The sequence below is a fragment of the Spiroplasma endosymbiont of Seladonia tumulorum genome (genome assembly GCF_964020235.1).
In the GTDB taxonomy this organism is placed as follows: Bacteria; Bacillota_I; Bacilli_A; order Mycoplasmatales; family Mycoplasmataceae; genus Spiroplasma.
Genome location: NZ_OZ026545.1, coordinates 801,121 through 813,339, shown reverse-complemented (window position 1 = coordinate 813,339; position 12,219 = coordinate 801,121). Strand labels below are relative to the sequence as shown.

Annotated in this window: 14 protein-coding genes and 1 pseudogene; 14 read left to right on the top strand and 1 reads right to left on the bottom strand. The window is 24.8% G+C overall.

The genetic code is table 4. From position 1 onward, the window contains the following. Nucleotides 1-27 precede the first annotated feature (27 nt). Nucleotides 28-549, top strand: coding sequence for a hypothetical protein (locus AACL22_RS05250; protein WP_338990174.1), 522 nt, complete (start codon nucleotides 28-30; stop codon nucleotides 547-549). 268 nt (nucleotides 550-817) lie between these two features. On the opposite strand, the pseudogene AACL22_RS13765 reads toward AACL22_RS05250, so the two are convergent. Further along, nucleotides 818-1,793, bottom strand: a pseudogene (locus tag AACL22_RS13765) (IS30 family transposase). Between the two features lie 414 nt (nucleotides 1,794-2,207). Between AACL22_RS13765 and AACL22_RS05230 the strand changes: the two are divergent. The 13 genes from AACL22_RS05230 (at nucleotide 2,208) to AACL22_RS05170 (ending at nucleotide 12,106) form a co-directional block, all read left to right on the top strand. Continuing rightward, nucleotides 2,208-2,813: a hypothetical protein gene (locus AACL22_RS05230; RefSeq protein WP_338990167.1), complete on the top strand. Its 606-nt coding sequence runs from the start codon at nucleotides 2,208-2,210 to the stop codon at nucleotides 2,811-2,813. Between the two features lie 770 nt (nucleotides 2,814-3,583). Continuing rightward, nucleotides 3,584-3,856, top strand: coding sequence for a hypothetical protein (locus AACL22_RS05225; protein WP_338990166.1), 273 nt, complete (start codon nucleotides 3,584-3,586; stop codon nucleotides 3,854-3,856). After that, nucleotides 3,840-4,316: a hypothetical protein gene (locus AACL22_RS05220; RefSeq protein WP_338989782.1), complete on the top strand. Its 477-nt coding sequence runs from the start codon at nucleotides 3,840-3,842 to the stop codon at nucleotides 4,314-4,316. The genes AACL22_RS05225 and AACL22_RS05220 overlap by 17 nt, the downstream gene beginning before the upstream one ends. A gap of 213 nt (nucleotides 4,317-4,529) precedes the next feature. Then, nucleotides 4,530-4,688, top strand: coding sequence for a hypothetical protein (locus AACL22_RS05215; protein WP_338990165.1), 159 nt, complete (start codon nucleotides 4,530-4,532; stop codon nucleotides 4,686-4,688). Between the two features lie 489 nt (nucleotides 4,689-5,177). After that, on the top strand, nucleotides 5,178-6,404 hold the full coding sequence (locus AACL22_RS05210; protein ID WP_338990163.1) for a hypothetical protein: 1,227 nt from the start codon (nucleotides 5,178-5,180) through the stop codon (nucleotides 6,402-6,404). A gap of 95 nt (nucleotides 6,405-6,499) precedes the next feature. Beyond that, nucleotides 6,500-6,937: a hypothetical protein gene (locus AACL22_RS05205; protein WP_338990161.1), complete on the top strand. Its 438-nt coding sequence runs from the start codon at nucleotides 6,500-6,502 to the stop codon at nucleotides 6,935-6,937. Between the two features lie 42 nt (nucleotides 6,938-6,979). Next, nucleotides 6,980-7,534: a hypothetical protein gene (locus AACL22_RS05200; RefSeq protein ID WP_338990159.1), complete on the top strand. Its 555-nt coding sequence runs from the start codon at nucleotides 6,980-6,982 to the stop codon at nucleotides 7,532-7,534. A gap of 86 nt (nucleotides 7,535-7,620) precedes the next feature. Further along, nucleotides 7,621-8,037: a hypothetical protein gene (locus AACL22_RS05195; RefSeq protein ID WP_338990158.1), complete on the top strand. Its 417-nt coding sequence runs from the start codon at nucleotides 7,621-7,623 to the stop codon at nucleotides 8,035-8,037. 12 nt (nucleotides 8,038-8,049) lie between these two features. After that, nucleotides 8,050-8,415 carry a hypothetical protein gene (locus tag AACL22_RS05190; protein ID WP_338990156.1) on the top strand — a complete coding sequence of 122 codons (366 nt, stop codon included), beginning with the start codon at nucleotides 8,050-8,052 and terminating at the stop codon, nucleotides 8,413-8,415. A 9-nt stretch (nucleotides 8,416-8,424) separates the two neighbouring features. Beyond that, nucleotides 8,425-8,985, top strand: a complete 561-nt coding sequence (locus AACL22_RS05185) for a hypothetical protein (protein WP_338988787.1) — start codon at nucleotides 8,425-8,427, stop codon at nucleotides 8,983-8,985. Between the two features lie 15 nt (nucleotides 8,986-9,000). After that, complete coding sequence (locus tag AACL22_RS05180) at nucleotides 9,001-9,270, top strand: hypothetical protein (RefSeq protein ID WP_338988785.1); 270 nt, start codon at nucleotides 9,001-9,003, stop codon at nucleotides 9,268-9,270. A gap of 14 nt (nucleotides 9,271-9,284) precedes the next feature. Beyond that, nucleotides 9,285-10,538: a hypothetical protein gene (locus AACL22_RS05175; RefSeq protein ID WP_338989934.1), complete on the top strand. Its 1,254-nt coding sequence runs from the start codon at nucleotides 9,285-9,287 to the stop codon at nucleotides 10,536-10,538. Beyond that, nucleotides 10,538-12,106 (top strand): hypothetical protein, encoded by a 1,569-nt coding sequence (locus AACL22_RS05170; RefSeq protein ID WP_338990155.1) that lies wholly within the window; start codon nucleotides 10,538-10,540, stop codon nucleotides 12,104-12,106. Before AACL22_RS05175 ends, AACL22_RS05170 begins: the two co-directional genes overlap by 1 nt. Nucleotides 12,107-12,219: the final 113 nt, after the last annotated feature.

The window sequence follows — 12,219 nt, the reverse complement described above, 5'->3', positions numbered from 1 at the left end:
AATTTACAAAATGAGATGTTAATTTGAATGAAAATTGCCAGTGATATTAGTAATAAGATAACAAATTATGATAGCAATGGAAATATTAAAAATTCAAACGAATTTCCAGAATTAAATCAATTTTATGATTTAGTTAATCAACGTAACCAGTTGGTTGTTCTTGACCGTTCAAATACGCAGATTAATTTAGGATTAAAAAAATTTCAAAATGAATGTAAAGAAATATTTAAGAAATTAAATGTTAAAATTAGTGAAACATATCCAAATTATTTTAATACTTTAAAGAAAAAACCATTGTATCACCTTGAAGAAGCAGATAAATTTACTTTAACTTATGTTGATTTAGATAAAATTAATAAATTAACTAATACTACAACGACTGGTGTTCGGGCAGTTCAAATTCAGTATGAATTTATGTTAGATTTAAGTTTTAAATCCTTAAGACAAATGCGCCCATTTACAGTTACTTATGTTATTACAAATGAACCAGATGAAATTAAAAAAAATTTTAGAAAAATCAATTACAAAAATCAAAAAATATTTAATTAACTTTTTTAATAATTATGAAAATGTGATAATTGATCAAAACAATGAATTCAAATCAATTTATGATGATTTTGAAATTAATTATAATACTAATGTTAAACCATTTGTAAATTGTACTATGAAGTGTAGCAGTTTATTTGCTATCATTATAACATCAATAAAATAAATGTTCAATATAATTTATTTTAAAAAAATTTAGTAGTTTTGTCTTAAATTTATTAATTTTGACACACCGAAAAATAAAATGATTAAAATTTTATAAATAATTATATTAAAAATTAAACATTTGTATAAAAACTTCTTTTGAAGATAGTCAATGTAAAGATTTTTTAAGTTTAGAATTTATTATATTGGCAACTTCTTGATAATAATTTCTTGAATAAATACTTAAATCAATTTCTTTGGAAAATCAATGTCTAAAATCACGAATTGCTCTTTCAACTTTTGGTTTTTGAGTTGGAGTTCCAGCGTCACAAAAATATACTTTAGCATTTGTTATTTTTTCATTTTTTCTCAATCAGCAAATTCTTTGCCTTGATCTGTTATTATTCCTTTGCATCTATCTTTAAAAAATCTGTTAGAAAAAATTCGTTTTAATGCGTTTGTAACTTCTTTTGTTGTTTTTTCTTTTAATGGTTCAATGATTTTAAATTGCGTTAATTTTTCGATTAAAACTAAACAAACACTATTATTTTTTCCAACCATAGTGTCCATTTGAAATCAACCAAATTCATATTTATCATGTTTTGCTTCTTCAATAGTTCTAAAATTTCTTATTTTACCGTGATTATCAATCCTTTTTTTGTTTTATATTTTCTACCATGAAAATATAAATTATCTTTTTTGAAATTTAAAAATCCCAAATGAATATATTTATATAAAGTTTTAAAACATACTGGAAACTTAATACCAAACTCTTTTTCATATTTTTTACAGATTTGTTCTGGTGAATCATGAAATTTGTTATATTTTTCATCTAGTCATTCTAAAATATTTAGCAATAATGATGATTTTTTAAAACATTTTTGTCGTTTTTGTAAATAATCTTCGTGTGCTAATTTAGCGTCATATTCATTATCTTTTAACCTTTTTATTTCTTGTTTAATTGTATTGCGATTTTTATGCAATATTTTTACTATTTTAGATATATTGGGTTGACCATTTGTTCTTTTTAAAGAATCAAGTTCTAATAAATCTTTTAACATTACTCTTTCTTTAAAAGTAAAATGATGCTTTGTTTTATCCATTTTAAAAAATCCTTTCTTTTATATACAAAGTTAATTATATAGTTTTTTGAAATTTTGGGCGAGCGGTTGATTTTCTTAAATTTTTGTGATAAAATGACTTACAAGTTAAAAAAGATTTTGAGGTTCTTTCAAACAAATTTGGGAACCTTTATAAAATTCTTCGCTTAACGCTTAGAATTTTTCCCAAGTATTTTGAAAAGCGCGGCAAAAGTTTTTTTAAACTTTAAGGCATTTTTCACAAACTTATGAAAATAACCGCGAGCCCAGATTAGTAATAAAATATAATTACAATAACAATCATTCTAAACAATCTCCTTTTTAAAACATATTTAAAAATGCTTGACTTGCATATATATAATGTCAATAGATCTTGATAAAAAGTTTTCAAGATGTAAGAAAGGAAATTTATATAAAATGAAAAAACTGTTAAGTTTATTAAGTGTATTGACAGTTAGTGGGACTGCTATTCCAACAACAGTTGCCGCCAGTTCTTATCAAAAAGAAAATAAAAAATTATTAAATAATAATATTAAAAATTTAAAACGAGTTAAAAGAAGTGATGTTCCATCTTTACGAGATTTGATTACAACAATTAATATTGGTAAAATAGAAAAAGTTAATCAAAAAAATATTTTAAAAAAATTAAGTGAAATTAATCATCCAATTTTATCAAGAAAAAATTTTTTAGAAAATATTGATTTTGAAAATATAACCGCTAATTCAGCAATAATTCACGTTAGACAAAATATTTTAATACCCAATTCAATAAGATTTACAATTAATTTTGATTCTAATTTAATTAATTTTAATGATTTGTTAGGTATTACAAATGAAAATGGTATTTTAAATTTTGGAACAATTATAAATAATAGTCCAACAACAATCGCAAGTGAATTTATACAAAGATATGAATTAAATGATTTATTAACAGTTGATGATTTAATAATTACAAGGCGTCCTGTACGATGAACCGGCAAAAAACAACTCTTGTGAGATTGTTTTTTTTTATTTTTATATTAAAAAACATAAATTTATTTGCATTATTCATCGGATAGTATCTTTAAATTTAGAACTTTTATCATAAAAAAACAGATTAAATTCTGTTTTTCCTACACAAAATAAACAATATTTTTATAAATCCTTTCAATAAAGGTATTATCCGATGAATAATGCGGCACTTAAAATTTAATATTTTGATGCTTAAAGATGAATAACTCATCTATGGCACGAAGCCTTAAAGAAAGTGTGAAAGCGATTGGATTTACTACTCCTATTTATTTCTTTAATTCTCGGCAAGATTAATCACTTGCGAAATGTCAGAGCGCGTGTTTTTTGCTTGTTTTCATAAAAAGAGTGCTGTTAAACCGAAAAAACAATATCGGACACTAAAAAAACAAGAGGGTTGGAACTCCAAAAGGTTATTTTCTTTATATAAAGTTGTCTAGGGATGGATGAAGCGTAATTAATAACTGGGTAAACTGTTTCTTTGTTTATTTCCGTATGGGGGTAAACTCTATCAAAATATCTTATCCCGCCCCCGCTCACCTTCAAAGTGAAGCGGGGGCGAAGTAATTAAATACTAAAATAAATTATTTACTAAATATCAAAATATTAACCAATAAAGGAATATTATGTTTTTTTACAGAAAGGAAAATATTTGATGAAAAAATGAAATAAAAAAATTAAAAATAAATTACAAGAATTAATGATACGAGCTTATCTAGTAACGGTAAATGATATTAATGATGAAATTTGAGCAACAAATAAAAATAATTAAGGAGTATAGATAAATGACAGAATATAAAAGTTTGTATATTAATAAAACTTGAAATGAAATAACAACGTCATTTGATTGAGTTAATTGTCAGCCTGTTAATTGTCGTATTTCACATCATAAAAAGCATTATGATTTGCAATGTTTAGAATGAGCCAAAATGTACTTAATTTTATTTAAAGACAAGTGAGATGTTATTGTTTCATATATGCAATATTATAAAATTAACGATATTTTAGATTTAGCATCCGATGGATGAAAAATATTACAAATTGACAAAAAAAAATAAAACAAATAAATTAAAATATATTATTGCAATTGACCCTGCTGGAATTGGACAAACTGGTATGATTATTTATAATGTTTTGCAAAAGAAAATAATTAATAATATTACTTTTAATTCTAAAAATGAAGAAGAAGCAATAAATAATATGTATTTAATATTAAATGAGTTTAAAAATAAAATTTGTTCTTATTTAAATAAAGTTATTGTAATAATTGAAGATTATCAACTTAATAAAGGTTTAAAAATAAAAAATCCATTAGCTACTCCTAAATTTATTGGTGGTTTAAAAGTTTTATGTAAATATCTATTTAATTTAAATTATGTTTTACAATCGCCAGTTGTTAAGAAAAATTATATTTATAAAGGAAATATTAAAATGACAGAGCACGAACACGATGCTTGAAAACATTTACAATATTTTATAACAGAAGGAGTTGATAAAAATGGCACAAACAAAAAGTAATTTACTTAAAAAATCAATAACTAATAAATCTAAAATAAAAAAGTTAATAAATTAGAATTAACTGTTAGATTACATGAAAACCCAATTAAAACTAAAATTAAGGCACTGGTTGCTGCTGGTGTTGAAGTTGATGCTTGTTCTGCGAAATGTCAGTGAGAAGGATTAAATTACTCAACATTATCAATTTATAATCCGTCAGTTGTATCTGCTTTTTTGAAATTAAAAAAAGATGATGAGATAAAAATTAAAGGCTCAGTATTTAATCAGTTAAATATAAAAACTAAACGCTATTTTTTATCTTTTCGAGTCGATAGTTTCGAAATTATACAAAAAGCGATTAGAAAAAGAACAAATACAAGTATTAAAAAATAGGAGGAAAAACAATGGCATTAAAAAAATGTAAAATTTGTTCTTATTGATAAAAATAATGAACCTATTAAAAATGAAGATGGTAGTTTAGATATTAAAACTGCTGAAATTATTTTAGAAAATACTGTTGAAGTTGAAGAATTTAATGCAAGTAATTTAGAAAATAGTAATCAACAAATCAACGAACTACAAACAAAAAATACTGAATTAACTTCACAAATTGAAGAACAAACAATTCAATTAAAACAAATTGAAGTAATTGATTTTATTAATTCTTTAACTGATAATGAAGATTTTAAAAATGTTTTATTAAAATCTTATGATATTACTGATGATATTGAAATCATTAAAGTACAATTGCAGAGTGTTTATGATGAATTAATTAAGGTACAAACAGTTAATACTGGTGGCGTACCAAAATCAGAAAATAAAGAAAACAATATTTTAGATACAGACAATGTATTTAATAAATAAGAAAGAAGGTATAAAATTATGGCACAAAATCCACAAAGAATATTCGGCGATATTGTTAATCAAGCAACACAAAAAGATTGTGAATCATTTGACCAATGATATTTACAAACTTATCAACAAAAATTTAGCTGAGAGGCATTATTTGCGTGAAAAGAAGCAAATAAGTTTGGTTTAACATATAAAAGAAAGAAAAATATTAAATATAATGAAGGTATAGGAAAAGATAAAAAAGTATTTAATACTGATGACAGTCTTTTAAACTATACTGAAGTAAAGTTTGAAGATGGAACAGTTGAATTAGATACAATTTTAACTTTTGCTCGTAAATTAGACCCTGTAGAAAATGATTTTAATCCTAATCTTTGGGCGGCTGATATTGAGCAAGCAATGGATACTGAAGTTGCTTATAAACGCAATAAAATTTTAGAAATTATTAATAAAGGAACTGTTACAACTATTCAAGGACAAAAATCAGATGATACAAATGCTTTACAAATCCACGATGAAATTATGGATAAAATATATGAAAATGGCTTTACCCCATCAGAAACAGTTGTCTTGGATTCGGCAGATTTTATTCGTGGAATTCGTAATAAATTACAGTTACAACTTGGCGCAAATGACCAAATAAATAGCGTAATTGAAACAAGTGGAGCAATGAAAACTGTTGAAGGAACAACATATTATATGGTTCCTAAAAAATTACCAATTATTAATAAAGATGGTTCAGAAGGAACAATTGAATTATTACCAAACGGAGTTAATGCAATTGCCTTTAAATTTAGTAAAAAATATGATCCTCTTATTTTACGCAAAAAAGACCATACTCCGCTAAGGGTTGGTGCTGCTGCGTTAGGTACTGGAATGGGTAATACTTTAATTATGGAAAGAGTTTTATATTTAGGTGGAGCAGTAGTTGAACCTAAAGGAATTATTAAACATATTGTTACAAAAATTGATATTAGTAAAATTAATAAATTAGATAAACCAACTATTCATGTTGTAAATCCAACACAAACAACAGCAGAACAGTTAAAACCACAATTTAAAGATGTTGTTTTAAAAGCAGTTAAAGCCGTAAATAGTTCTTTAACTGAAAGTGATTTTGATTACTTTATTGAAAGTAAAGGTGAAGATTGACCAATTAATATTACAAATGATAAAACTGTTTCTGTTCAAATTGAAGGTAAAAACAACGCTACTGGTCAAACATCTCCGATTGATGTTAAAATTAAAAATTCTTAATAGTACTAAAAAATAGTACTTTTTCGTTTGATAGATATGCCAATTAGAACATCTAAAACAGCTCTTATTTATGCTGTTAAAAAAATCCAACTAGATTGTCAATCCAACAACAAGAAAAAAATTTTGGTTTACAGTTATTAGAATTTTTAGGAATTCAAGTTTTAGCTCTTGGTTTATCAGTTTTAACTGGTGGTATTGCTTCGGCTGTTGGTCTTGGTACGGGATTATCTAATTTTGCCGCAGCATTTATTTCGTTTGGAGTAGAAACAGCAACCGATTTTGCCGTAAATCAAATATATGATAAATTAACATCAGAAGTAACAGCAAAAAGTACCGCCTTAAATTTGTTTCCAGCAATTGGCGGTGTTGGTAAATTAACGCGTGCTGCTCGAACAACTAGAATTTTAAAATTAGCAAAAGAAACTAAATTACTTGAAAAATTAGGTGTAATAACTGCTAATAATTTAGAAGATGTTGTAAAACAAGTTACAGGCAAAAAGATTTTATCTGATAAATTAATATTTGATTTTTAAAAGCAGGCTAATAATGAAACTTTATTATATACATTTGGTAAATTGGCCCGAAATGATTTTTATAAAGGTTTTAAAGTTTCTAATTTAGAAACAATTAATAATTTATTAAAAATTGAGAAAAATATTCAAAAAATAAGCCCTACATTAGTTCAAAAAATACCGCGCGTAAATGAAAAAAAAAATGCTAATAAATTGTTATATGAATATGGATTAAATATTGATAAAATAAGCAAAATTAATACTAATGAGTGATATAACATTATGACTAATCTTCATAAAAAAGGTGTTGGTAAAAATCTACTATTAAATGCTAATTTAATGCGGAGCAGTAAAATATATAATAATAAATTATTAAATATTTTTCACCAAACACCAATTAAATTAAATAAAATTTTAAATCATTTAAACCCAAATTTTTATATTCAAAAAGTAACTAAAAAATTATTAGCTCCAATTGAAAAACAAATAATTACAATTAAACAAAAAGTAATTAATAAAATTACTGATAAAACTAAAAAATATTCTCTAAATTTGAAACTAAAGCTATTAAAAAAGGCCAATTATTACCCTTTGCTTATGGTTCTGATGTTTTTTTAGCAGTAAAAATTGTTCCATTATCAGTTGCGGGAGAAGTTGCTTTAACAATATATTATAAAAATCCTAAATATGTCCCTATTGTCGTTATGACAACTTTAATCAAAGCAGAACAGTTTGTTTTGGCTCCTGAACCGTTTAAATTCTATATGAACAGTGAGTGGTTTATTGGTTGGGGATTTAAAAAAACAAGTTTGTTTAATTTAGTTTCTTTTGCCCCACTTGTTTATCAGCAAGTAGTAAAAGATAGTTTTAAAATATATCGGATAATTGCTAAGATATTAAAAATGCAAGAACAATTTAAAAATAACTTTAATAAAGATAAATTGTTAAATACGCTAGAAGATAGTGTGGTTACTAGTTTGTTAGGTAATGGACTAGTATTTCAAGCATATAAACAACTCAGAACAAAACAAGATTTAAACAAAACAATTAAAACAAAAACATTACTAAATAGTAAAAAATTTATATTAAAGAAAATATATTTTAAAAAAAGTAAATGATAAGGAGATGATTAAATGTTAAATGAATTATGACAAAATGTTACTTTGGAAAATTATAATAATTTTATTCCAATGACAGGTAAAATTACACAAGTTCCAGTTCGTTATAATAAGTTCTTTAAAGGTGATGTAGAATTATGATTTAAAACATTTGCTTTAAGAGCCAAAAATATGATTAATTCTTACTTAAACTATTCATTTTCAAAACTAAAGTTTGAAACATTTAAAGATCCATTATTAAAGAAAATTTGTATTAATATGGTGTTTATTACGATTGAGCATTGAACATTTAACCGCATTCCAATTGAATTTTTTACTTCGGCAAATATGAGTGTTGGTGATATTAATTATTCATCGCAAAATGACCCTATGATTACTTAACAAGGTCTATTGCCTACCTATGCAAAATCATTGGCTAATTTAACAACTTTAAAGAAAATGTTTCGTACTTTTCAAGAAGAAGGTATTGATTTAACAATGATTGATTTAGAAGCATATTATACTCAATTAGAAGTTGATGCTTTATTAGATAAACTTGTTATAGAAAAAATTAAAGATGAAAAACTTGCAAAAATAAAAGAAGAAATTTTAGATGAATTAAAAAAATCAATTGTTATACCAAAAGTTCCAGATTGAGAAATTGTTGATACTAGTGATTTTAAAGTTGGACAAAAAGGATATACTATTCCTAATTTTGATAAAGAAAATTATATTTATAGAATTTGAGCCTCAGGAAAAAATATCAAAGGAGATTTAAAAAGTCAAGGGATGTTGCAAACAAGGCATAGTTTTAGACAAACAATAGGTGTTATATATGATCAAATAGGTGTTAATAGTGCATGTTTAGCATTATCTATTAATCCTGATGGATTGATTAATATTGGAGTTAATGGTCCAGCAACATTTAGACCTTTGGGATTTGTGTTTATTGAAAGAAAAAAGGTAAATTAGAAAGGAGATGTTATTATGTCAAAAGTAAATATTAAAGATGTAATTATGTTTTTGAAAATCTTTGGAGTTTCATCATTGTTTTTTATCGCAGGAATTATTATTTGTTTTATAGGAGAAAAAACATTAGGTATTTCTTGACCGGCATATGTTATTGTTTCAGCAATGCTTATCGGAGCTGGAATTATAGTTTTGATTATTGAAACAATTAGATTTATCAAAACACATAACAAAAAACAAAAAGAAGATAGTATTGAAGATGTTATTAAAAAAGAAGAAACAAAATAAAGGGGAAGTTATAAATGGGATTGTTACCAGCAAAAAAGAAAATAAAAAAAGATTATGATATTGATAGTTATTATCTTAATTTAGCATCAACTATTACTAATCGTAAAAATGTTACTGTTCAAAAACATAATGAGATTTTAAAAAAAAGAATTTGTGAAGATAATGCTAATTTTTTAAATCCACGAGATTTAGAAATTAGCATTTATAATCCACTTACTAATCAACAATTAGATACTAAATTAATTAATAACTTTTTAAAGATGCAAGACTTTACTAATAAAAATTGATATAACGAATATAAAATTAATAAGAATGGTAGGGGTACATACTTTATTTTTGTTAATAATTCAAAACTTAATTTTATTACGATTGATTTTTACAATGACCAATATGATGAATTAGGTAATTTAGTATCTTGTACTTTTGATTATGATTCTTATATTAAAAATGACCAGAGTATTTTTATTACTGAAAAATTAGAGATTGATGCTGTAACTAAACAAGTTAAAGTTATTAGAAAGTTAAAAACACGATTATATAGTACTATTACCGACTTATATATTGATGATGCTAAATGAAATAACTATACAACTTTACAAAGAGAAGAAATATTACCACTTAATTTTATTCCAATTCAAATTATTCCTAATAACCCTAATTTTGAGCCTTCTGCTCGTTATGGTAAACAATTTGCTAGTATTTTAGATATTATTGCTGAAAAGATAATGTTAGATCCATTATTAAATAGTGGTAAATTTACTATTAATACTAACGGCGTGACTGGTGTAGTTGACCAAGAAATTAGTAAAATGCTAGCTTCATTTATTGAAAATGACTTGTTATTAGTTGAAGGAGACCCTGATAGTAATTTTCAACCAGTAGATTATATTGCGGGTAATTTTAAAGGTGAACAATTAACCAAAATATATGATTGATTATTAACTAATTACTATAAAATAAATCGCCATCATGTTCCCGCAATCGCCAAGGGAGCCCAACAAACACAAGCAGAAGTTGCGGGAGTAAATATTCAAACAAACGCATCATATGAACAAATGATATATATTAGAGAAATTAAATTAACTGAATTCATTATTAAGTTAATTAAATATGATAATGCGATTTTAAACAGTAGAACATTCAATATTAAAAATATTGATGAGTTAATTGTTGATGTTCGCTTACCAGTAAATGCTACTTTAAACAGACAATTAAAAAACAACGAAACTATTATCAATATGCCTAATGAAGAAGGAGAACAAGAATAATGTTAAAACCATCTGAAAAAATGTTAGCACAATTAGCGGAAAATGATGAACCAATTGACTATTCAATCGATAGTATTCCGTTAGATTTTGCTGCTCAATCGCAGTACAGCAACCCTGACTTAGAACAATTATTTACTGAAGACCGTGCAAGAACCTTATATATTTATAAAATTAATAATATTGTTAAGACAAAGCAAAAACCAATCTTAAATTACTCTCAAAATAGCGTTAAAATAGGTTTTATTGACAAAGATGAATATATTAAAATAACTGGTTATGAAATTAGTGATTTTAACTTTAAATTACAAATTCAACAAAATACCACAGTCCAAGATAATAGCACAAGTTATGTTATGATTGATGAAAAAGATATTTTAATTAATGATATTTCAAAACAAGACAAAGAATTTTTAGAATCCTATGACTTAAAAATAGTATCTATTAATGAGCCAATTAGTGAAGATAACAAAAATGAATGTTATATCATTGAAGAATACAAAGGCCCTTATTCACCCGATGGTGTTAATATTATTAAATCTATGCATTTAGTTAAAATAACTGATTTTAAATGAAAAAACCAAAATAGTATTCATTTAGTATTACAAAAATCATTACCCGAAGACACAGTATTTACTGGGATTGAAATTAAATACCCTAAATCAATGTTATTTGGAAATATTAAGTGTTGAGGCAATGTTAATGGTGTTTATTCTTATCCATCATCAATAGTTGAAAACGCTAGTTTAGTACCTTTACTATCAATGCCAATTGAAACAAACCCTAATGTAAGAATATTTCAGTATTGATTTACTGAAAGTTTTTTACCATGAAGTATAGCCAAAAACTATATTCAAGGAAAAGATATTTTAGATTTGGTAAATAAAAATGGTTTAGAAAAAGTTTTATTAAATTATTTAACATATCGTTATAATTATGACCGTAAATTTCAAGGAGCAAAATACGATGAAAAAGGTAATCCTACCAATAAAGTGGCTGAACTGCGCCAAAAATTTGAAGGACAAAAACCAGAAGATGTAATTGATGGTTTATTTGAAAATTGAAAATTAGATAATTCCACATTTCTTAATGAAAATGTTGTCAAAAGATTTAAACAAATTATTTATATGTTATCAAATTATACATATAGCAAGTATGCAATTAATAAAGGCTATAATGATGATATTAAATTAATTGCTCCTTATTATTTTAAACTAATTTCAAAACCAAATAGATTAGAAGAAGGATATTTTTATTTTTCAGATTGTCAAGTACAAATATATTCATTATATTTTGATTTTATTGGTTCTAATCCACCAATTACAGTAAATTATTGAAAAGAAATTAAAGCACAAGAAAAACCATTTAATCAAGTGGATAATAAATGATATTTTGCTATATGGAAACCTAATAATTCTATTTATTGAAAAATATCAAAATTTAAACACGATACAAATAAAGGAAAAAAATGAGGATTGAGATCCATTAAAACCATATTATATTGATCTCTTTTTATGGGTTTTTGAAACAAAAGAACAAGATTTATTAATAGATGATCAATCAGAAGGTAAAATAGAACGAATTTTTTGAAATGAAGATAAGGGACGAAATTTTAAAGCAGTTTATCGTTGAAATGGTGGTGGTGAACCTCTTAAACCTTTAATTGATTCAAGTACTGGAAAAA